Genomic DNA, 21,589 nt, shown 5'->3' on the forward strand with positions numbered 1-21,589 from the left:
CTCCTATCTTGTTAAAGGAGCATCCATCGTCAGAACCTAAACCCACTTCTTCAATCAAAATCGCAATCAACCCAAATCCATGCCCCCAGCCCATCACGCACAAACCTCCCGCGGAGCGGGTTCGTTCACTGGCGCAAAGCAGACACCAGATCTCTAGCACCCCCACAATTAAGAGTTGGTTGTGTCAATGGCGCTTGTGTCGCCAAACCCCCATTAGGCAAAAACTAAGTAGCAAAACGCCAAAAGCGACCTCGCCATAGCGTGCGTAGAATGTCGGCCCTGCCGTGGCGGGCAAGCGGCCTGTGGCATAACCGGCACCCGCCCGATGCTCGGCTACCGGGCGACCAAGGCGGTCGACAATGGCCGACCAACCACCACTTGCAGAGCGCACCAGTGGCAGGCCCGTTTCAATCGCGCGATAGCGGGCTTGTGCATAATGCTGGTCTGGCCCCAACAAATCGCCATACCAAGCGTCAATCGACACATTCAAAATCCACGCGGCTTTACCTGTCGCTTGCTTATTAAAGCTTGGGAAAACAATCTCATAACAAATGCGTGGATCGGCGAGCGGGGCTTTAGGTAGGCTCAGTGTCGTGGGCTGAGGCCCTGGCGACATCTCCCCGTCATAGGAAACCAGACTGGCGATCCCAAGGGCATTGAAGATCGGCCTTAACGGCAGATATTCGCCAAAGGGCACAAGATGATGCTTGTCATAGACCGAACGGGTCGTCAGACCGCCCTGCTCAACGTCAAAAACCAATAGACTGTTGGTATAGGATGCTTGGCCTGCCAAAAGGTCACGGCGGATTGACCCCACCGCTAAGGTACGCGGCCCAAGGCGGGCCTGAATTTCATTCAAGACAAATGGCTCTTCCAAGAGGAGGAACGGAAAGGCGCCTTCTGGCCAAACCACAATATCGGCCTTTTGAGCATCTGGTGTATCCAAAAGGCCCAAATAGGTTTCCACGATCCGCGATCCGTTGGCAGGATCCCAGACCTCCTTTTGGCTAAATCCGGCTTGACCTGCAGCGATGATCGGCCCCGTCCCTGCCATAGGGCTAATTGGCCCGGCTGCGCGCAGCTGAATAAAGCCATAAGAAAGGCTACCAAATGCCAGTATGGCGGCCGCGATCAGGGTCAAAGGTGGTCTGCGTGCCTCGCCTTTAGCTAACAGAACCACAGGCGTCGCCAAAGCCCACAGGGTCAAAAGCGATAGGCCGTAAGGCCCGATGAGACCTGCAACCTGGCTGATCGCCTCACCCGGCTTCCAGATATAGGCGGGCAGGTTCCAAGGCAGCCCCGTGAATAAATGGCTGCGCACGAACTCACCAGCACCAAAGCAGACTGCAAAGGTCAGAAGGCGTGCAGCGCCCGCGCCCCAGATGAACATGGCGGCCACCGATGCTAACCCCCAATAAACCCCCATCGCGGCGGGCAAGGCTGTGACCGCAAACGGCATGAGCAGGGCAAACTTCTCAGCATCCACCAAAAACGCATTGCCGACCCAGAACATGCCAGCCAGGAAATAGCCAAATCCCCAAGCCCAGCCGCGCCAAAAGGCGGAGCGCAGCCGCTTTTTGTTTTGGGACGCACCATCCAACAATAGAATTAGGCCACAAATCGAAACCGCAAACGCCGGCCAAAAGTGGAACGGGGCATGACCCAGAACAGCAAGCGCTCCCAAAAACATAGCGCACAAGCCAGACAACCAAGCAGGCTTGTTAGGCCCCAGGATGGCTATGGGATGACGGATTTCGGGTGCAGCCGCTTGGGATGGAGTTGCCATGGCCTCCGTCACGCAGAGGGTGCCTGCAAACTATCGGTATTGGCCTTTTCCACAGCTTTAGCAGAACGGATCCGCACGCGCTTGATCCGGCGCGGGTCGGCGTCAATCACTTCAAAATCATAGCCTGTAGGATGATGGAGAATTTCACCGCGCGGTGGCACCCGACCTGCGAGAGCGAAGACCAAACCGCCGAGCGTATCGATATCATCTTCCATATCTTCCAGCGTCAGATCGACCCCGGCTCGCTTGGAAAAATCATCCAATTCGACACGCGCGTCGGCTTCCCAGACGCCATTGCCGGTATCGACGATCAAATCTTGGTCGAGATCGTCGTGCTCATCATCAATATCGCCGATGATTTCTTCCACGAGGTCTTCAATGGTCACAAGACCATCGGTGCCGCCATATTCGTCGATCACCAACGCCATGTGGCACCGCTTCGCCCGCATTTGAAGTAACAGATTCGGCAGCTTCATAGAGATCGGCACATAGAGCAAATCGCGCTTTAGCCGGCCCAGAACGAGGTCATCCAGCTTGGCTTTGGTAAGGCCTTCCTCGTCGGGGATAAGGAGGGACAAGATGTCCTTCACATGAACAAAGCCCAAGGGGGTATCGAGGTTTTCGGCGTAAACCGGCATACGCGAATGCTGATGCTCTTCAAACATGCGGGCGACCTCGCCCAGCGGCATTTCGATGTCGACGGCCGTAATGTCCGCGCGCGGCACCATCACATCACGCACGGACAAACGGTCAAAGCTGGCGGCTTTGACGATCATGTCCTTTTGAGTGCGCTCTATGGTTTCGCCCGACTGCTCGCGCTCACGCAGAAGCTCTGCGGGGTCTAGGCCCGCATAATCATTCTGGCGACGCATTTTCTGCGTCCACCGCTTCCAAAAGCTAGGTTTCTTGGCTGAGTTACTACTGGATGGGTCGTCAGTCATGGGTTTGATAAGGATCAGCAATGCCGAGGCCTGCCAATATCTCTCTCTCTAAGCCTTCCATCTCCGCCGCATCATCGTCGGCTTCATGATCATATCCTAAAAGATGTAATAGCCCATGCACAAGTAAATGGGTAGCGTGATCTTTAAGATTCTTGCCCTGCTCTTGAGCCTCCCGGGCGCAAGTCTCATAGGCTAAAGCGACATCGCCCAAGGTCTTCTCCAAAGCGTGCACCGTCTCAGGTGCAGGAAAAGACAGGACATTTGTCGGCTGATCCTTGTTGCGCCACTGCGCATTTAGCCCTTGAACGATTGCGTCGCTGGTCAGGAGTAAAGCGAAGCTGTCGCCAGCCGGTTCAAAATGATGTGAAGCAGCTTGCACGATCTTGCCGATCTCCGCTTCCCAATCAGGACCAAAGACTTGGTGCCAACCTTCGGCTTCGATTTGAACATCGACATCAAAAGAAGCAGATTCGTCGATCATTGCTGGCTCTGGCGTTACCGGTTTTGGCATGGGTGCAGGAATCGATTCCGCCGTTTCGCGCTCATAGGCTGAGACGATCCGCCCAACAAGTGGATGTCGAACCACGTCTTCGGCTGTGAAATGGACGATCTTCATGCCGGCTACGCGTCGGAGGATGCGCAAGGCATGGGGCAGACCAGAATCGCTGGAGCGCGGCAAATCAATCTGACTGGGGTCGCCGTTCACAGCCATGCGCGATCCTTCGCCTAAGCGGGTCAGCAGCATTTTCATCTGCATGCGCGTGGTGTTTTGCGCTTCATCCACGATCACAAATGCATCCGACAAGGTGCGCCCACGCATGAACGCCAAAGGTGCGACTTCAATTTCGCCTGCTGCTTTTCGGCGCTCTAACTGAGCGGCACCCAGTAAGGTTTTGAAGGCATCCCATATGGGTTGCAGATAGGGATCGACCTTTTCTTCAAGGTCGCCGGGCAGAAAGCCCAATCGCTCACCTGCCTCCACCGCAGGGCGTGTGACGACCACGCGGGAAACCCGGCCCTCCAGCAGCATGGATACCGCGACAGCCACTGCCAGAAACGTCTTGCCCGTCCCTGCAGGACCAACGCCAAATACCAAGTCAAACTCACCGCCCATCAGGGCGTCGAGATAGACGGACTGTGTCGGGGTTCTGGGCTTAATGTCGGCGCGACGCCCTGGCAAAGCCAGCGCCCCGCTTCGCCCCCGCGATCCAGCGCGCACGAAGGTGATGGCAGAGCGCACTTCAGGCAGGCCCAAGGCCATCCCAGCTTCAGCCTTTTCGATCAAGGACTGCAAGGCCTCGCGTGCCTGATTGACTGACACGGGATCATCGCCATGAACAAGGATATCGCCACCTTGTGCCGAGACATCGACGCCAAAAGCATCTTCGACCAAGGTGAGATTGCGATGAGCGGGACCAGCCACCAAGGGCACCAAACTCGGGTTGGTCAGCGCGACGCGGCCTTCTTCAGATTTACGACGACGCGTCACGACGCCATCACCAATTCCCCAGTGAGGGAGTTGGGCATGGTGCCAATAATTCGCACGCTATGAAGCTGGCCAATCAAATGATCAGGTCCTGCAACATGCACAGATTGCAACCACGGACTGCGACCAAGGATTTGTCCGTCATTACGACCTTTGCCCGTGAAGAGCACATCAAATATCTCCCCGACTTTGGCGGCGTTGAAAGCGCGCTGTTGCTCCAGGATCAAAGCTTGCAAGCGCTGCAAACGGTCATCGGCCACATCAGAAGCGACTTGACCATACATTTCCGAGGCAGGTGTGCCGGGGCGCTTAGAATATTTGAAGCTATAGGCCCCAGCATAGCCAACAGCGCGGACTAACTCCATCGTATCTTCAAAGTCTTGTTCACTCTCACCAGGGAAACCCACAATGAAATCAGAGGCCAATGCAATATCCGGCCGGGCTTTGCGCACCTTGGCGATACTATCGAGATAGCTCTCGACGCTGTGCTTCCGGTTCATGGCTTTCAGGATTTTATTGGAACCAGACTGCACAGGCAAATGCAGATAGGGCATCAATTCATTCACCTCGCCATGGGCCTCGATCAGGTCATCATCCATGTCGCTTGGGTGCGAGGTCGTATAGCGGATCCGTTCGATCCCGCCGATTTTGGCCAGATGGCGAACCAATTGCGCCAAAGACCAAGTTTTAGAGCCTGCCAGTGCTGGACCTTGGCCATGGTAGGCGTTGACGTTCTGGCCCAGAAGCGTGATTTCGCGGACGCCCTGTTGGGCTAGGCCGCGGGCTTCTAGAATAATAGGGTCCACTGGCCGCGAATATTCCGCCCCGCGCGTATAAGGTACCACACAGAAGGTGCAGAATTTATCGCACCCTTCTTGCACGGACAAAAAGGCCGATGGCCCGTCGGGTGTCCGCAAGGTTGGCAGCGCATCAAATTTTTCTACTGCCTCAAAGCTCGTCTCAAGGCGCTCGCCGCTGGCGCGGGCAGCGCGTGCGATAAGCTCTGGCAGTTTGTGATAGGCTTGTGGGCCAACAACCAAATCCACAGCTGGCGCGCGGCGCATAATTTCTTCGCCTTCGGCTTGGGCAACACAGCCAGCAATAGCGATTGTCATTTTGTCGCCAGTCAACGCCATCGCGTCCTTGTGCGCTTTCAGGCGTCCGATTTTGGAATAGACTTTTTCAGTCGCCTTCTCGCGAATATGGCACGTATTGAGCACAACAAGGTTTGCCTGGTCGGGCTTATCAACCGAGCTATAACCCAGGGGCCGCAAGACATCGGCCATGCGTTCGCTGTCATAGACATTCATCTGACAGCCATAAGTCTGAATAAACAGGGTTTTGCCAATCGCGGCTTCGCCCGTCTGTTCAGGTGTCGGGCGGTCGATCAGATCGTCTTTGTGGGATATCGCGGCTTCTTCATGCATGAAGTCAGCCTAAAACGCCAAACGCAGCAAATACGCAAGAGCATTCAAGCAACACTTTGCCCGGCAAACCAGATGATATCAGGCGATGAAAGCCACGGCATCGCCGGGCTTGGCCAGCTTCAATAGCGCCCGCAGGTCCTCTTCAGCCAAGGCCACACAGCCTTCAGTCGGGCGGTAATCTTCTGAGGCACAATGCATGAAGATAGCGGACCCCATGGCGGGTACAACCGGGTCGTCATTATGCCCAAGCACGACAATGACATTGTAGAGCCCATCCTCGCGCCACAAATGTTCAGCGCTGGCTGGGTAGGGATGGGTGACGGGCTGATTGTAGCAAGGGTCAATGGATGCATCACACCACCCGTCTTGGCACTGAATAGGCGTTGCCTCAAACCCGGATTCGGGCTTTGGGCCACGATCGTCGCGCCATAGAATCCTGCGGATCGGCCATACACCCAGGGGACTGGCCCCATCCCCTTCGCGCTTATCCTGAGCAGGCTTGGTGCCGCCCTTACCAATAGAACAGCGGACTTTCGTCTGTCCGTAGGTCAGCCAGCCCGATGGTGAAGCTGCAAAAACCTGCATAAAATCTCCTATATCAAGACTCTGTGATGCACCGCCCTCTTGTATCACCCGATAAGGTACAACCATGTAGTGCCCATGTCACGCAAGCGCACCCTCCTTCTGGTCGATGACGACCATGATCTCCGCACCACCTTAGCCGAGCAATTCGAGCTGACGGGGGAATTCGACACCATTATGGCCCAAGATGCAGCCAGCGGCGTCGCCGCAGCACGCACCAAAGGGCCTGACCTGATCCTGCTGGATATCGATCTGCCAGATCTGGACGGTCGCGAAGCTTGTAAATCGATCCGCACAGGCGGGTTTGCTGGCCCGATCATCATGCTGACCGGTCAGTCCACAGATTCCGATACGGTTTTGGGCTTGGATGCAGGGGCTAATGACTATGTCACCAAGCCGTTCCGATTTGCTGTACTCCTGGCCCGCGTTCGTGCCCATTTGCGTAGCCATGATCAGACCGATGTCGCGACGCTGAAAATTGGTCCCTATGATTTTAAGCCGGCGAACCGGACCTTGACCGATGCAGGTGGCAAACGAATTCGTTTGACGGACAAGGAAGCGGCGATTTTGCGCTATCTCTACCGATCTGGCGCTAAGGCCGTGCCGCGCGACGAATTGTTGCGCGAAGTCTGGGGCTATAATGCTGCAGTCACAACGCACACATTGGAAACCCATATCTATCGTCTGCGCCAAAAGATTGAGCCGGTTTCAAGCCGCAATGGCCTGTTGATCACCGAAGGCGGCGGCTATCGGCTTGAGCCTTAAGGCGCAAGTCTAACGCCACTCGTCGCGGCCGCCCCTTCGCTGCCTTGTCAGATTCATGTGATATTGAAAGCGTTCGGGGCGATAAAAGCCCTGAACAACTTCGATTGGCGCGGATTCAGAATCCTTCATCACGCGCACGATTTTGAGCAGCGGTGATCCAGTTGCGATCTTCAGCGCCTGCGCGGTTGCAGGCTCTGCACTGCAAGCCGTGATCCATTGTTCCGCTGAAACGGCGACAAAGCCCGCCCGTTCAAGCAAGTCTAACATCGGCGTGTGACCAAGTGAATCAGGGTCAAAGGTCGAGGCAATATCAATCGGCAAATGGGTAACGATGTAAGAGAAGGGCTCTCCCTCCAGTTTACGGATCCGCTCTGCCCGCTGCACAGGAACACCACTGGGCAGGCCCAGCAATTCAGCGATCTCAGCGGTCGCAGCAACTTGGGCGACATTGATCAACTCAACTTCTGTCGAAAGGCCCATCACTCTGAGCGCTTCCATCAGATTGTCAAAGCTGCCTTTCACGACCGGCACGGTCGCATTGTAAGTGACTACTGTCCCGCGGCCACGATGACGCGATACCATGCCAGCAGAAGCCAATTCGTTGAGCGCACGCTTTACTGTAATACGGGAAACATTGAATACATGCGTCAGATCTTGTTCGCCCGGCAGAACAGTGCCTAACGGAAACGCACCCGAGCGTATGCGTTCACGTAAGACCAAGAACAATTGGTGGTACAAAGGCGTCGGCAGCCTTGCATCCACCATGGTGGCCTTTAGTTCTGAACTTGGTTCATGGGATGTGGGCAAGGTCGTGTCCATACAGAAAAGTTAGTCTGCCAATCGAAGATTAAAAAGGCTCACACCGGCAGGCTATCGAAGTAAAGTTAATCTCGACCACCGTTGGCACGCTCTCGAACAGAGTCAAGACTTTCCCAGATCTTACCTCCTGGATAAAGCCCGATAGACATCGTCATATCGTGTACTTCCACCGAAGCAAACATATCGCAAGTAAAGTAAGGATCGCCGCGCATAATGGCCCATGCAGCATCAACATCATCAGCACACACAATCAAGCAGGACCCGTGTATCTTCGCACTGCCCGGTTCTTTTAGGGGCCCGGCCGTTACGTAAGATTGCCAATGGGCTTCGACATGGGCGAGATGACCCGCCAAATGCTCCAGCCGCTTTTCAGGAGCGGTCGGCCCGTCTTTACACACAAACAGAAACGTCGGTTGGCTTTGTCGGGGTATGGTCGGTGGATTGGACACATGGGACTCCCTGATCCTTGGATAATCCACTTTAGGGGTGAGTCATTGCCTTGCCAATGTCGAAACGCTATTTGATATAAAGATAGATCATTTCTCGAAGTTGGATGCACGGCCCAGCATGGCAGAAGCCACCAAACCTCAAAAGGTGTTTTCAGGTCAAACCTTAGCCCAAAAGCTACTGGCGCGGGCTTCGGGTCGCGGCGATGTAACCCCGGGCGATATTGTCGTCGTACAAGTCGACCTCGCTATGGCCCACGATTCAAGCGGGCCCCGGCGGTGGAAGCCGCACTTAGACGCGCTTGGCGCAACCTTGTGGGACTCTTCACGCGTGGTGATTGTGTCAGACCATTACGTCCCCGCCGTCGATGGCGAGAGTGCGGCGATCCTCAAGCTTACGCGCACATTTGCCAAAGAGCAGAATGTTGGTCATTTCTTTGATATGGAAGGGATTTGCCACGCGCTTCTTCCACAAAAAGGCCTTTTGCGACCTGGCATTTTTGTCGCGGGCGGCGACAGTCACACCCCTCATGCAGGTGCCTTTGGATGCTACGCCGCAGGCTTTGGTGCGACCGACATGCTGGGTATAGTCGTCACAGGGCAAACTTGGACAATTGTTCCTGAGACAATTCGGATTGAATTGACGGGCAGTTTTAAGCGCCATGTTTCGGCTAAAGACGTCATGTTGCTTCTCTGTCGCGAGCTTGGGATGGATAATGCGTTCAAGGCGATCGAATATGGTGGTCCGGGCGTGGCGGCGATGTCGATGGAAGAACGCATGGTTTTGTCCAATATGGCCGCAGAACTCGGTGGCGAAGTTGGTCTAATCGCGGCCGACAGGGTGACGCTGGATCATATTCGCACCCATGGGGGAGAAGCGTCCGAAGCTGATTTGGCCTGGCAACCCGATCCGGATGCGACGTACGAGCGGATTGTTACGATTAACCTCAGTGATCTTGAGCCGCAAATTGCTGCACCCCATTCACCCGCCAACAGCTTCCCGATTGGCCACGCAGCCGGCGCGCCGATTGATCAGGCCTATATCGGTGCTTGTGTTGGCGCGAAGCTAGAAGATTTACACATGGCAGCCCAGATCTTAAAGGGTCAACGCGTTGCCGAAGGTGTGCGCTTGCTTGTCGCGCCAGCAAGTTCGCAAGTCACAGCCGACGCCGCCGCCGACGGGACCTTGTCTATCTTGCTGGCAGCTGGGGCGACACTCTTGCCATCGGGTTGTGGCGCGTGCGCAGGTATGGGGGCGGGGCTATTGGCAGCGGGTGAAACTTGTATTTCCACGACCAATCGCAACTTCAAAGGCCGGATGGGCCATTCTGAAGCCCTGGTTTACCTAGGGTCACCCTACACAGTTGCGGCAAGCGCAATCGCTGGCCGCGTCAGTGATCCGCGTGTGCATGCAGCCGATCTAGCGGGGGCGGCATGACAGCTACCGCACAAACTGGCCGCGCCTTCGTTTTTGGCGACAATATCGATACGGACCTTCTTGCACCGGGTCATCTCATGAAGCTGTCGGCGGAGGATTTGGCACAGCACTGCCTTGAGGCCATCGCGCCGGATTTCGCGAGCTCGATTCAACCCGGTGACTTTGTTGTGGCGGGCAAGAATTTTGGCTTAGGGTCCTCGCGGGAGCAAGCCGCAGTAAGTTTGCGACTATTGGGCGTTGGAGCCGTGATTGCACCCAGCTTTGCCCGAATTTTCTACCGAAATGCCCTAAACCTGGGTCTTCCGGCTTTATTCTGTGAGCATGCCGATCAGATTGTCGAGGGTGACCTGTTGATGGTCGATCCAGTCTTGGGCAAGATCACGAATACGACGCGTGGTGAGACTTTAGTGTGCAAGCCTATACCAGACCATTTGATGGCGATGGTTCGGGCTGGGGGCCTGATCGCACACCTACACAATAACGCGGCACATAGGGATCGAGCATGACACAGTTTTCTCTGCACGAGCGGCTTATCCAAAGCAAAGCCCTATTGGCTCCAGGGGCTTATGATGCTTTGAGTGCACTTTTGGTGGAACAAGCCGGCTTTGAAGCCATTTATATGTCTGGCGCATCGATCTCTTACACCCAATTAGGCCGGCCGGACATTGGGCTGGTATCGGCTACGCAAGTCGCAGATATTATTGGACGCGTGCGCGATCGTGTGAAAATTCCCCTTATCGTGGATGCGGATACGGGCTTTGGCAACGCCTTGAACGTTCAGCATACCGTGCGTTTGTTCGAACGTATGGGTGCCAATGCTTTGCAATTGGAAGATCAAACAGCTCCCAAACGCTGTGGTCATTTGGCTGGAAAAGAATTGGTTGCAACCAATGAAATGGTCGGGAAAATCAAGGCGGCGGTGGATGCCCGCTCCTCTGAACAAACCCTGATCATCGCCCGCACCGATGCCATCGCCGTGGAAGGGTTCGAGCATGCTCTAGAGCGGGCAGAACACTATCGTCAGGCCGGGGCGGATATTTTGTTTGTTGAAGCGCCACAGGCGATTGATCAAATGCAGGCCATTTGCCAAGCCTTCCCAGATACTCCCCTTTTGGCCAATATGGTTGAAGGCGGAAGAACACCGCTCCTTACCGCTGATCAATTATCCGACATGGGATATCGCTTGGTGATTGCACCGGGCTCTATGGTGCGAGTCCACGCCTTTATCGCGCAGCAGTTTCTCCAATCCTTGAAAGCAAATGGCACAACGGCTCTGTTCCGTGATCGGATGTTGGACTTCAAACAAATCAACGAATTACTAGGATTACCTGACTTAATGGACCAGGGCGCGCATTATGAAATGCGCGGGCAAGAAGCGGCCGAATAAAACTAGGATCTGTAAGGCTTTCTTCACTGCGCTTCGTTACACTTTTGTCTCTATGTTGCCAGATTTTGGGTGCATGTGGATTTCATGGTGACTAAACGCGGCCCCGTCAGTGAAAAGCATTTGGGAACAGATGTCAGCACTCAACCGTGGTTGAGTTGGCTTTCGTGCGCTTTTATAGCCTTTGGATTGTTGCTCGGCGGATCAGCGGCCGCACAAACACAAAAGCGCGCCGGCGACCTTACCCTCAATGATATGTTCACAAGCCCCAATGCCGCCGCCTCTCAGGCGGTCTCCTTCAGTGCCGGGCCGAACAACATCCGCTTTGTGCTAGACCGCTCCCAGCCACGGGTCGTTTTGTTACGATTTGACGGCGATCCAGAGGTCTGGGCTCTGACCTCGCAATGGGGCCCTCGCGGTGATGAATTTCTACGCAATGATATTGGCGAAGTCATTGTAAGGATTACGACCTTAGGCGGGGTGACCATTTACGGCCCGCTTGGGACCAATGGGGGCCTTGCTGCAAGCGAAGGCAAAGCCAAAACCCTATCAGCCCCTGCGCGAAGCGAAGCAACCTTACAGGCGACGCTTGAAAAGGCACTGCGATGGTTTGATAAATTCTCTAACCGCAGCATTCGGGTGGAAGCCTCCGGTGTTTTGCCGCCTGCCTTGGTCCATGAAGCCCTCGAACGTGCAGCCCAAGGCATGTCGCGCGCGCCTCGCGGCTATTTTGGTCGTCCAGAGCGCCGCGTTAAACTTATTCGCGTCCAGCGCAGCCTTGATCGACCCAGTGTGCGTTGGCAGTCGGGGATTTTGACAATTGGTGTTGTTCCCGGTGCTGGCTTTGCCGGAAGACCGTCCAGTGCAGCGGTGCTTTTGGCGCTTACCAAAAGCGGTTAGTTGCGCGACAGCGTGTCGCGATTGCCGTGACCCTGCGTCCGGCATATATCAGGCCCATGACCTTAGAACCCCTTAATATCGCAATTTTCGTGGCCATGGCCGCGGTCTTGACTGTCCTGGTTGCAGGTATCGCAAATTTGGCCATCACGGGTGACAAGGCACGGTCGCGTTCTAACCAGTTAATGCGCCTGCGGGTTCTGGTCCAGTTTATTGCGGTTATCCTGTTGATGATTGGCTTTTGGCTCAAAACGCGCGCGGGATGACGAAGAGAAGCTTTGCAAACAAAGTTGCCTTGGTCACCGGCGGTGGGGGGCAGTTTGGCCGCGTTATGTGCCAAGCCCTCGCCCAACGCGGATGTAAGCTGATCGTGGGTGATTGTGATCTTACCGCCGCCCGCAATACCGCAGCCAAGACGGCGGGATTAGCTTTGGGCTTAGATGTTACAGATCCAGCCATGTGGACCAATGCGGCATCCTCCGCACGCGATCTATTTGGTCCACTCGACTATGTGTTCCATTGCGCCGAGCAATGCACTGAGGGCAGTGATGCAGAGAGTATGGCACGTTTATGGGCGACCCAAGTCTCGTCGTTAGAAATTGCTAATAGGAATTGCGGGCCCGATCTAGGATCAACAGGCGGGATGCATGTCATCTTCGTCTCGGGAGCTGCTTGGCAGCCAGACCCGGCCCGACCTCTCTGGTCGGCCGCAGAGGCCGCCAAACGGCAGTGGCATAAGGCCCATCAGCTTGGATCGCGCTTGGGTGAAAGTGCGCTGATTGCTTATGATGTTCCGCCGCGGGCTTCACGCAAGACCGCTGATGACGAGATCGCCGCGGCAACCTTATGGGCTTTGTCTCGCGGCGAGAAGCAGGCCTTTGTTCCTGGCGGCTTTGGCGTCACCAGTTTTTGCCGGAAATCAGCTCTATAAAGTCAGAGCCTTACGCGGGCATGCCCGGGCAGCGCAGATATTCTTCTGGCATTGCGCCATCCCAGGAGATACTGGCGGTCTCGTCTCCGGTTTGCTCAATTATCAAGCTGAATGTAACACCAACGCCATTTTTGCCTTTGACCTCATAGCCTTTTTCAATGGGCTCTACCGTCAAAACCTTATGACGCTCGATTCCCGACGGCCGAATGCTGTCCAACCAATAGCCCGTTTCTTCGTCCATCAGGACATAGCCTTGGTTCATTCGCTGTGGATTACACGCAAGCGGTCCGGGATCACCGGGCTGGCCCAAGAAGGCCGCATTGGTATCTATGCCGGCAAATAAAAATTCACGTTCATCCGCTGAGATTTTGCCTAGCGGATCAGCTGGCGCGCAGGCAGTTGCCAGGAGGCCTGCCGCCAGAACACTTAGGATCAGAGTATAGCGCATCGCCAGACCCCCTTTGAGAACGCGGCTGGCACGATCCAGCCGCGTCCCAAGTCGATCACACAGCGGTTAATGTTATGTGTTCATACTCTGGAAAAAGTCATCATTATTTTTGGTCTGTTTGAGCTTATCAAGCAAGAACTCCATCGCATCCATGGTGCCCATGGGGTTGAGGATCCGCCGCAGCATATACATTTTAGGCAGGTGCTCTTTGGGTACCAATAGCTCTTCTTTCCGGGTGCCCGACTTAATGATGTCGATGGCTGGGAAGACCCGCTTATCAGAAACCTTGCGGTCCAGAATGATTTCAGAGTTACCCGTGCCTTTAAACTCTTCGAAGATGACTTCATCCATGCGCGATCCGGTTTCAATCAGAGCGGTCGCGATAATAGTCAACGAGCCACCTTCTTCCAGATTACGGGCGGCACCGAAGAAGCGCTTGGGGCGTTGCAGCGCGTTAGCATCCACACCACCGGTTAGAACTTTGCCAGAGGAAGGCACAACGGTATTGTAAGCACGGCCCAGACGTGTGATCGAATCGAGCAGGATGACGACGTCACGGCCATGTTCGGCCAGGCGTTTTGCCTTTTCGATCACCATTTCAGCAACTTGCACGTGGCGCGTGGCTGGCTCGTCGAAGGTTGACGACACCACTTCGCCCTTTACCGAGCGCTTCATGTCCGTGACTTCTTCAGGACGTTCGTCGATTAATAACACGATCAGATAGACTTCTGGGTGATTGATTTCGATCGACTTCGCGACGTTCTGCAAAATGACCGTTTTACCAGTGCGTGGCGGCGCCACGATCAAAGCCCGCTGACCCTTACCAATCGGTGCAACGATATCGATGACGCGGCCAGTACGGTCTTTCCGTGTTGGATCTTGGATTTCCAGATGCAAGCGCTCATCGGGATAGAGTGGGGTCAAGTTATCAAAATTGACCTTGTGACGGGCTTGCTCAGGATCGGTAAAGTTGATTGTGTCAACTTTCGACAAGGCGAAATAGCGCTCGCCATCTTTGGGTGCCTTGACTGGCCCTTCGACGGTGTCTCCTGTGCGCAGGCCGTGACGACGGATTTGCTGAGGTGAGACATAAATGTCGTCTGGCCCGGACAGATAGTTCGATTCAGGTGACCGCAGGAAGCCAAAACCATCTGGCAACACTTCTAACACGCCGCCGCCGCCGATTTCGGAGCCGCGTTCAGCTTGTGCCTTCAAAATAGCAAACAAAAGATCTTGGGTGCGCAGATTGGAAGCGCCGTCAATTTCTAGGGATTCTGCCAGGACCACCAACTCTGTGGGGGTACGGGTCTTTAATTCTTGTAGCGTGGACCGGCGTGGTGGCGCGTCGATCGACAATTCCTCTGACATGTCAGGGCCTCAAAATATCTTTGGTGAAAGCCGTCTTTGCAAGGACTGCAGCGGCTGTAAGGAGGTGCCAGACCGAATGACGGCTGTGGCAACTAGCGATCACATGACGATTAACGCAGTCGCGGTCAAGGTGTGTAGTCAAGAAAAAGGCTCTAGGACAACCATAAAGACAGCGATAATCATCAAAACAAATGGCAATTCGTTCAGGAAGCGGAAGGCCACGTGGTTCAACGGACGCTGACCCCGCTCAAACGCTTTACGCCAGCGTAGATAGAGATGATCTACTGCCGTAATGAGGATGACCATGGCCAACTTAATCTGCATCCAAGGCTGGGCCAGTAAATCCAAACCGCCTCGTCCAATCAGCAAGCCTAGGCCTAAAATCCACACCACGATCATAGCAGGGATCATGATGCCGCGATGAAGGCGCCGCTCCATGATGATCAATTGCTGGTCCAGCTCGCCCCCAAGGGGAGCTAGGGAATGATAAACAAACAAGCGCGGCAGATACATCAGGCCGGCCATCCATGCGATCACCGCAATTAAATGAAGCGCTCTGAAGACTTCATAATGGCTGGCGATCCACCCACTCATGCAGCGCATCCACCAAATTCTGCCCGCGGGCAAGAAGGACAAGCGACGACACAGCCAGTCGTTCGCGCAGCAAGGATCGGGTCAGACCCTTCCAATAAATCGGTTGTCAGCCGGGCAAGCTCGTCGATGAACTTTGCGCGCGTTCCAAGAGCGGGTGCACGCAAATAAAGCGGCACACCAACTTCGTGCGCTACTTCGTAATATTCCTCATCCAATTCAACCAAGGTCTCAATATGTTCAGAAACAAAGGCAATAGGGACCACAATTACGGGGATTTTGTCCGCGCCAGCGCGTTCAATCTCGGTTTCCGTGGCTGGACCAATCCATTTTACAGGCCCTACGCGAGATTGATAACAGATCGCATGCTCAAAGTGATCGGGAAGCAGAGGCCGTAATGCGGCAACTGTCTCTTCAACCTGTTTTTGGTATGGATCGCCGTCGAGAATAATTTTTTCAGGTAGTCCATGTGCAGACCACAAAACCCGTACGCGTTCTGGCGAACCACCGGCTTGCCAGGTTTCCATCACTGCTTCTGCATGGGCTTCGATAAAGCCAGGCGCATCGGGATAACAGCAAATTAGTTTTGCCGGGCCACCGCCAGCCTTTTTCCATGCTTGTAGCGAGGAATCAGTTGTTGTGGTTGAAAACTGCGGATAGAGCGGCAAAAGCACAGTTTCATCAGGGTTGAAGGCACGAACTTGGGCTATTGCGTCTTTTACAAATGGCTTCCAATAGCGCATGGCAAGGAAGGTTTTAACCTCAGCATTCTCATAGCCTGGGCGGGCTTTGACGGCCCGCTCCAAAGCCTCTGCTTGAGCCAAAGTTTCTGGAACCAGTGGTGACCCACCGCCCATTTTCGCATAATTGGCCCGCGCTGATTTTGCCCGCAGCGTTGAAATCAATCTGGCCAATATCCAACGCACCGGTGTTGGGACGCGGATGATTGCTGGATCAGAAAACAAATTCTTCAAAAAAGGGCGCACGGAGTCTGGCCCGTCCGGACCCCCTAGATTGAACAGCACGATCGCTATTTTCTGTCCCATCGAGATTTCAATAACCTTTTTCTTGATCTGCAGACGCTTATTTAGGTCAAACCCTTCACACGCCGCATCACATATTCGACATTGGCGATCGGCGTTGCAGGCACCACACCATGTCCAAGGTTGAAGATATGTGGTCCCGTGGCCGCCGCGGCAAGAATAGTATCGACAGCTTGTTCAAGCGCGGCACCCCCTGCCATCAAGGCCATAGGATCAAGATTGCCTTGTAAACAGACCTTTGGGCCCAGGGCAGTGCGTGCTGCGCCTAGATCAGCAGCAATATCCAGGCCGACCCCTTGGACAGCGGTTTCAGAAAGGAATTGGCCAACCCGGTGACCTGCCCCACGTGGAAAGCCGATGATCGGAACATTGGGATAAACCGTGCGAACGACCTCAACGGCCTGCTTGATTGGCTTGGTTACAAGGCGCGCAAACAAGTGGCCGGGAATATCTTCCGCCCAAGATTCAAAAATCTGAAGTGCATTTGCGCCCGCCTTAACTTGGGCAATCAGATGTTGCCCAATCGCATCAGCGAGAATGGCCAAGAGATCGTCGACTAATTCAGGATTTTGATACGCGAAGGCGCGAGCAAGATCACGCTCACCGCCTCGGCCCTGAATCATATAGGTCGCCAAGGTCCAGGGCGCGCCAGCGAAGCCGATTAGAGCACGGTCCCCATCCATGGCGGCCCGAACCCTTTCTAGAGCCTCATAGACCGGCGCTAGACGCGTTTCGAGACGCGACATATCCAGTTTCGCGATATCGGCTGCGCCCTCTAAAGGGGTCAAGAGTGGGCCCTCTCCTTCTGCAAACCGCACATCCCGGCCCAGTGCATGGGGCACCACCAAAATGTCGGAGAAAATAATCGCTGCATCAACCGGGTATCGGCGGACTGGTTGCAAGGTTGCTTCGGCCGCAGCTGCTGGCGCGTAGCAAAAATCAAGGAAGCTCTTGTTCTTCGCGCGAAGCTCACGATACTCCGGCAAATGACGGCCCGCTTGGCGCATCAGCCAGATCGGAGGATGTGCTTGTTGCTCACCTAGGAGGGTGCGAACCAATGCGCTGTTGTGACCCTTTGCTCCCTGACCCATGGTGGGCTCCCCTTCCCTTATAAGATTTAGATTCTTGAATCAGTAAACAGTAGTACGGTGGATAGACTGATCCGTGAAAGTCACCTGCATGACCTAACGGGATTTCTCAAGCTGTTTATCAGCTTTTGCTCTTGCTTTTTCCACAGCCTTCAAAAGACGTAAAGCTCTGAAAATCATGCAATTGCTTGGGTTTGTGTTCCTAAAATACCCCCAATGGGGACGTTTATTTCAACACCTTACCAGCGCTGTGGATGTTCGAGAAAAGTTCCGCAGGCTTTTTCCGATGGTTCTTCACAATCGACGATTTTCCATATCTATTCATACAAAATTAACCGCGTTTCTTAGAGATTCATTAAAGTTCTTTAACAAGTTATGAACAGCCCTACTTGGCCGAGCCGGTCCAACTGGCGATCCAATTTTGGTCAGACCAAAAGAAGTTGGTGTCCGTCATGCACGAAAACCTTGATCCGGCGGGGCTGGTCCTTCACACCGCTTCTATGCGCATTTCCACTTTTCTGAACGTTCATTTGGTGTCTGACTCCACCGGCGAGACATTAAACGCGGTTCTACGGGCCGTCGCGCCCTTATTTGAAGGCGTAACGCCTTTAGAGCATTCCTATTATCTGGTGCGCTCTCGCCGCCAGCTCGACCGCGTCTTGGCTGAAATTGAGTCCTTCCCCGGTGTGGTTCTGTTCACAATCGCCGCGCATGACCTCAGAGATGTCTTGGTCGACCATTGCAAGCGCTTGGGCATTCCAGCACTACCGCTCCTGGACCAAGTTCTCACGATGTGGGAGCATCATTTGAAAATGCGCGCCGGTGAGAAGACGGGGTCGAAGCAGGCATTGGACGAAAATTACTTCCGTCGGATCGATGCCCTCAACTACACAATGGCCCATGATGACGGCCAAATGGTCCATGAGTTCAACCAAGCTGAAGTGGTACTTGTAGGTGTCAGTCGGACATCAAAAACGCCGACTTCAATTTATCTCGCCAATCGCGGTATTCGAACCGGGAATTTCCCGCTGGTGCCAAAAGCGCCAATCCCACAAGCGCTATTGGAATTGAGTAAGCCACTCGTTGTCGGATTAAGGGTTTCACCAGATCGGTTGATTGCCATACGCCGAAACCGGCTTTTGTCCCTTAATGCCGATGCGACCAGTGAATATGTCGATGAAGATGCAGTCCGCGAAGAGATCACAGATGCTAACCGATTGTTTGAACGTCAGAATTGGCCCGTCATCGACGTAACAAGACGATCGATTGAAGAAACCTCGGCCGCGATTTTGAATCTACTTGCAGACCGGAATGCCAAATAGTCATGCTAACGCTCGCTTCTACCAGTGCCATTCGCCGCCACCTCCTAACCCAAGCAGGCATCAGCTTTGAGGCAATCGGATCTGGCGTGGATGAGGATGCCGTCAAAGAAGCGATGCGGTCCGAAGGAGCAAGCCCGCGCACTCAAGCCGATAAACTCGCTGAACTTAAAGCGTTGAAGGTTTCACAAAGACGGCCCGGATTTGTGCTTGGCTGTGATCAAATCTTATCGTTTGAAGGCCATTCCTTTGACAAGGCCGAAACCCTGGACGAGGCTTTTGATCGCCTCAGCCAATTGCGCGGCAAAACCCACAGCCTTGAATGTGCAGCGGTCATCGCAAAAGATGGTCAATCCGTCTGGCGCTTAGTGACGAGCCCAAAACTGACGATGCGGGCCTTTTCGGATGACTTCTTGCGGTCATACTTGGATGCTTATGGGCAAGAGGCGCTCTCAAGCGTTGGCTGCTATCAGTTTGAGGGTCCAGGCGCGCAGTTGTTTGAGCGGGTCGAAGGTGATTTTTTTTCCATCCTGGGCTTACCCTTGTTGGAGGTCTTGGCTTTCTTGCGCCTGCATGGCGAGGTCCCAACATGAAGATCAGCGGATCGACCGAGCTTTATGCGGTCTTAGGCAACCCGGTGCGGCATTCCATGTCGCCAGTTTTGCAAAACGCCTGGATACAAGCGCACGGATTTAACGCACTTTATGTAGCACTCCCCGTTGAGCTGGAGAACTTTGAGGCGGCTCTTCAAGGTTTGGCGGCGAGCGATGTGTGCGGGCTAAACATCACGACACCGTTCAAGGAACGCGCGGCACAGGCGGCATTGCGTCAATCCGACCGGGTGAAACTGGTTGGCGCTTCTAATTGCTTAAGCTTGGACCGGGCTGGCCGTGGCTATGACGCCAACAACACGGACGGCGATGGACTGGTTGCTGATCTGGACGCGCGGGCTGCTGACTGGCGCGAGCTTGATGGACATATCGTGGTTTTGGGTGCTGGAGGCGCCGCACGTTCCATCCTCGCGGCCCTATCAGCGCATAGCCAGAAAGCCATTCGTGTCATCAATCGCGATCAAGAGCGCGCACAAAAGATTGCAAACGACTTGAATCCCAAACAAATTCAGGTGGGAACGTGGCAGGACTTGCCACAGCATTTGGCGGGTGCAGGCCTTGTCATCAATGCCACCAGCCAAGGCCTCAATAACCAATCGCCTTTCGCGCCGGATTTTTCACCAACGCATCCAGACGCAATCATTTATGATACCATTTATTCGCCGCGTATGACCGCTTATCTGGAAAGCGCCAAGGCGGCAAAGCGCCGGCATTTTGATGGGTTGGGCATGTTGGCTGGCCAGGGCGCTTTGGCGTTCCAGCATTGGTTTGGCATACTGCCCGACCTTAAGGATGGCTTGAGAACCCTAGAAAGGGCATTTGCTGGATGAAGATTGTTGCGCTGACTGGTTCGATTGGCATGGGGAAGTCGACAACTTCTGCCATGTTCAAAGACTTGGGCGTGCCGATTTGGGATGCTGATGCGGCCGTCCATCGGCTCTATGCACCAGATGGGGCAGCAATACCCCCTCTTGAGGCCCTCATTCCCGAAGCCATTGGTACCCATGGGGTCGACCGCAACATCTTGACCGCTAAGATTCTTCAAGACCCTGGGCTTCTCAAGCAAATCGAAGCCATTGTGCACCCCTTGGTCGGTAAGGATCGCGCTGATTTTTTGGTCGCAGCGCGTGAGCAGGGGGCCGGCTTGGTGTTGGTCGACGTACCCTTGTTGTTTGAAACCGGCGGGGAAGCTTATGTCGATGCGGTGATTGTTGTTTCCTGCTCGGCAGAAATGCAGCGGACCCGTGTTTTGGCCCGTCCTGGTATGACTGAAGAGAAGTTCGCCTCCATCTTGGCACGCCAGACACCCGATGAAGTTAAATGCGCGAAGGCCGATTTTGTCATCGACACGGGCTTGGGTCTTGACGCCGCGCGCGAACAAGTTGGGAAGGTTCATGCGGCGTTGATCAAACCAGCAGCCGAAACGGCGGAAAAATAAGATGCGTGAAATCGTTTTTGATACCGAAACGACCGGGACCGACCCTGATAGGGGCGACCGGATTGTTGAAATCGGCTGTGTCGAATTAATCGACCTGGTGCCGACTGGCGCGACCTTTCACCGCTATATTAATCCCGAACGCGACGTGCCGGCTGAAGTGGTGAGAGTTCATGGCCTAACGGGCGACTTTCTCTCTGACAAGCCGGTGTTCGGTGCCTCGGAAGTGGTTGAAGAATTGTTGGCGTTTATCGGCGATGCCCCGCTTGTCGCCCATAATGCTGAGTTTGACCGCAGGTTCTTGAATGCAGAGCTTGGGCGGCTTGGGTTGTCGCTTATTCCAAAGGAACGCTGCGTCGATACTTTATTGATTGCGCGCAAGAAATATCCCGGTGCACCCGCATCTTTGGACGCCTTGTGTCGGCGGTTGAATATTGATTTGACGGCACGCGACAAGCATGGGGCCCTTTTGGACTCCCAATTGCTGGCGGCTGTTTATCTCGAGCTCAAGGGAGGCCGGGAAAGGCGTCTCGATTTTCTCGACCCTGCCGAGGCGGCTCAGACCGAGATCCAAACGTCGGAAGGCGTTTTGGAAGCCAAAAGCAGCTTGCCCAAGCGCAAGCGTCCCCAAGTCTTAGGGCCTTTGTCCACGCTGGAAGAGATGGAGGCGCATCGCGCTTTTGTCGCCACACTCGGTAAGGAAGCTGTTTGGAACAAGTTCCTTACCGATCGTGGACAACAATCAGCCTAGAGCGCGTTTTGATCTGACTGGATCAAAGTTGCG

General features: G+C 54.5%; 24 protein-coding genes. 12 read left to right on the forward strand and 12 right to left on the reverse strand.

Annotation, left to right across the window (positions count from 1 at the left end; all coding sequences use genetic code 11):
• Positions 1–184: 184 nt before the first annotated feature.
• The 5 genes from lnt to ACIQ20_RS05070 form a co-directional block, all read right to left on the reverse strand.
• Positions 185–1,786 carry an apolipoprotein N-acyltransferase gene (gene lnt / locus ACIQ20_RS05050; protein ID WP_395777994.1) on the reverse strand — a complete coding sequence of 534 codons (1,602 nt, stop codon included), beginning with the start codon at positions 1,784–1,786 and terminating at the stop codon, positions 185–187.
• An 8-nt stretch (positions 1,787–1,794) separates the two neighbouring features.
• Positions 1,795–2,658 (reverse strand): hemolysin family protein, encoded by an 864-nt coding sequence (locus ACIQ20_RS05055; RefSeq protein ID WP_395777996.1) that lies wholly within the window; start codon positions 2,656–2,658, stop codon positions 1,795–1,797.
• 61 nt (positions 2,659–2,719) lie between these two features.
• The gene (gene ybeY, locus ACIQ20_RS05060) at positions 2,720–4,216 is read right to left on the reverse strand and encodes an rRNA maturation RNase YbeY (protein ID WP_395777998.1); all 1,497 of its coding nucleotides are present in this window, start codon (positions 4,214–4,216) and stop codon (positions 2,720–2,722) included.
• The gene (gene miaB / locus ACIQ20_RS05065; RefSeq protein WP_395778000.1) at positions 4,213–5,640 is read right to left on the reverse strand and encodes a tRNA (N6-isopentenyl adenosine(37)-C2)-methylthiotransferase MiaB; all 1,428 of its coding nucleotides are present in this window, start codon (positions 5,638–5,640) and stop codon (positions 4,213–4,215) included. Before miaB ends, ybeY begins: the two co-directional genes overlap by 4 nt.
• Before the next feature lie 78 nt (positions 5,641–5,718).
• Positions 5,719–6,225 (reverse strand): L,D-transpeptidase, encoded by a 507-nt coding sequence (locus tag ACIQ20_RS05070; protein WP_395778002.1) that lies wholly within the window; start codon positions 6,223–6,225, stop codon positions 5,719–5,721.
• A 75-nt stretch (positions 6,226–6,300) separates the two neighbouring features.
• Here ACIQ20_RS05070 and ACIQ20_RS05075 point away from each other — a divergent pair, with 75 nt between their 5' ends.
• Positions 6,301–6,987 (forward strand): response regulator transcription factor, encoded by a 687-nt coding sequence (locus ACIQ20_RS05075; RefSeq protein ID WP_395778004.1) that lies wholly within the window; start codon positions 6,301–6,303, stop codon positions 6,985–6,987.
• A 9-nt stretch (positions 6,988–6,996) separates the two neighbouring features.
• Here ACIQ20_RS05075 and ACIQ20_RS05080 read toward each other — a convergent pair whose 3' ends face one another.
• Positions 6,997–7,794, reverse strand: coding sequence for a GntR family transcriptional regulator (locus ACIQ20_RS05080; protein WP_395778007.1), 798 nt, complete (start codon positions 7,792–7,794; stop codon positions 6,997–6,999).
• 77 nt (positions 7,795–7,871) lie between these two features.
• Entirely contained in the window at positions 7,872–8,255 is a 384-nt protein-coding gene (locus tag ACIQ20_RS05085) for a YciI family protein (RefSeq protein ID WP_395778009.1), read from the reverse strand.
• 118 nt (positions 8,256–8,373) lie between these two features.
• On the opposite strand from ACIQ20_RS05085, the gene ACIQ20_RS05090 reads away from it, so the two are divergent.
• From ACIQ20_RS05090 to ACIQ20_RS05115, 6 genes are all read left to right on the forward strand, one after another.
• Positions 8,374–9,690 (forward strand): 3-isopropylmalate dehydratase large subunit, encoded by a 1,317-nt coding sequence (locus tag ACIQ20_RS05090; RefSeq protein ID WP_395778011.1) that lies wholly within the window; start codon positions 8,374–8,376, stop codon positions 9,688–9,690.
• Positions 9,687–10,196 (forward strand): 3-isopropylmalate dehydratase, encoded by a 510-nt coding sequence (locus tag ACIQ20_RS05095; RefSeq protein WP_395778013.1) that lies wholly within the window; start codon positions 9,687–9,689, stop codon positions 10,194–10,196. The genes ACIQ20_RS05090 and ACIQ20_RS05095 overlap by 4 nt, the downstream gene beginning before the upstream one ends.
• Positions 10,193–11,077: an oxaloacetate decarboxylase gene (locus tag ACIQ20_RS05100; RefSeq protein WP_395778015.1), complete on the forward strand. Its 885-nt coding sequence runs from the start codon at positions 10,193–10,195 to the stop codon at positions 11,075–11,077. Before ACIQ20_RS05095 ends, ACIQ20_RS05100 begins: the two co-directional genes overlap by 4 nt.
• Before the next feature lie 84 nt (positions 11,078–11,161).
• The gene (locus tag ACIQ20_RS05105) at positions 11,162–11,974 is read left to right on the forward strand and encodes a DUF4908 domain-containing protein (protein WP_395778017.1); all 813 of its coding nucleotides are present in this window, start codon (positions 11,162–11,164) and stop codon (positions 11,972–11,974) included.
• A gap of 56 nt (positions 11,975–12,030) precedes the next feature.
• Positions 12,031–12,237 carry a twin transmembrane helix small protein gene (locus ACIQ20_RS05110; protein ID WP_313586790.1) on the forward strand — a complete coding sequence of 69 codons (207 nt, stop codon included), beginning with the start codon at positions 12,031–12,033 and terminating at the stop codon, positions 12,235–12,237.
• Positions 12,234–12,902 (forward strand): SDR family oxidoreductase, encoded by a 669-nt coding sequence (locus tag ACIQ20_RS05115; RefSeq protein WP_395778019.1) that lies wholly within the window; start codon positions 12,234–12,236, stop codon positions 12,900–12,902. The genes ACIQ20_RS05110 and ACIQ20_RS05115 overlap by 4 nt, the downstream gene beginning before the upstream one ends.
• 10 nt (positions 12,903–12,912) lie before the next feature.
• Here ACIQ20_RS05115 and ACIQ20_RS05120 read toward each other — a convergent pair whose 3' ends face one another.
• From ACIQ20_RS05120 to hemE, 5 genes are all read right to left on the reverse strand, one after another.
• Positions 12,913–13,350, reverse strand: coding sequence for a hypothetical protein (locus tag ACIQ20_RS05120; RefSeq protein WP_395778021.1), 438 nt, complete (start codon positions 13,348–13,350; stop codon positions 12,913–12,915).
• 72 nt (positions 13,351–13,422) lie between these two features.
• Positions 13,423–14,718, reverse strand: coding sequence for a transcription termination factor Rho (rho, locus tag ACIQ20_RS05125; RefSeq protein WP_085340974.1), 1,296 nt, complete (start codon positions 14,716–14,718; stop codon positions 13,423–13,425).
• 138 nt (positions 14,719–14,856) lie between these two features.
• The gene (locus tag ACIQ20_RS05130; RefSeq protein ID WP_395778024.1) at positions 14,857–15,312 is read right to left on the reverse strand and encodes a CopD family protein; all 456 of its coding nucleotides are present in this window, start codon (positions 15,310–15,312) and stop codon (positions 14,857–14,859) included.
• Positions 15,309–16,355 (reverse strand): ferrochelatase, encoded by a 1,047-nt coding sequence (gene hemH, locus ACIQ20_RS05135; protein ID WP_395778026.1) that lies wholly within the window; start codon positions 16,353–16,355, stop codon positions 15,309–15,311. Before hemH ends, ACIQ20_RS05130 begins: the two co-directional genes overlap by 4 nt.
• Before the next feature lie 41 nt (positions 16,356–16,396).
• Complete coding sequence (gene hemE / locus ACIQ20_RS05140; protein ID WP_395778028.1) at positions 16,397–17,443, reverse strand: uroporphyrinogen decarboxylase; 1,047 nt, start codon at positions 17,441–17,443, stop codon at positions 16,397–16,399.
• 449 nt (positions 17,444–17,892) lie between these two features.
• On the opposite strand from hemE, the gene ACIQ20_RS05145 reads away from it, so the two are divergent.
• From ACIQ20_RS05145 to dnaQ, 5 genes are read left to right on the forward strand one after another with little or no spacing between them, the layout of a single operon-like run.
• Positions 17,893–18,762 carry a pyruvate, water dikinase regulatory protein gene (locus ACIQ20_RS05145; protein WP_395778031.1) on the forward strand — a complete coding sequence of 290 codons (870 nt, stop codon included), beginning with the start codon at positions 17,893–17,895 and terminating at the stop codon, positions 18,760–18,762.
• Positions 18,763–18,764: 2 nt separating this feature from the next.
• Positions 18,765–19,352 carry a Maf family protein gene (locus tag ACIQ20_RS05150; RefSeq protein WP_395778033.1) on the forward strand — a complete coding sequence of 196 codons (588 nt, stop codon included), beginning with the start codon at positions 18,765–18,767 and terminating at the stop codon, positions 19,350–19,352.
• Positions 19,349–20,200: a shikimate dehydrogenase gene (aroE, locus tag ACIQ20_RS05155; RefSeq protein WP_395778035.1), complete on the forward strand. Its 852-nt coding sequence runs from the start codon at positions 19,349–19,351 to the stop codon at positions 20,198–20,200. Before ACIQ20_RS05150 ends, aroE begins: the two co-directional genes overlap by 4 nt.
• A complete protein-coding gene (coaE, locus tag ACIQ20_RS05160) occupies positions 20,197–20,808 on the forward strand; it encodes a dephospho-CoA kinase (RefSeq protein WP_395778037.1) in 612 nt (203 codons plus the stop codon). Before aroE ends, coaE begins: the two co-directional genes overlap by 4 nt.
• Position 20,809: 1 nt before the next feature.
• Positions 20,810–21,556 (forward strand): DNA polymerase III subunit epsilon, encoded by a 747-nt coding sequence (gene dnaQ / locus ACIQ20_RS05165; RefSeq protein ID WP_395778039.1) that lies wholly within the window; start codon positions 20,810–20,812, stop codon positions 21,554–21,556.
• The last annotated feature ends 33 nt before the right edge of the window (positions 21,557–21,589 follow it).

This window comes from Aquidulcibacter sp., from assembly GCF_044346625.1.
Taxonomy (GTDB): domain Bacteria; phylum Pseudomonadota; class Alphaproteobacteria; order Caulobacterales; family Aquidulcibacteraceae; genus Aquidulcibacter.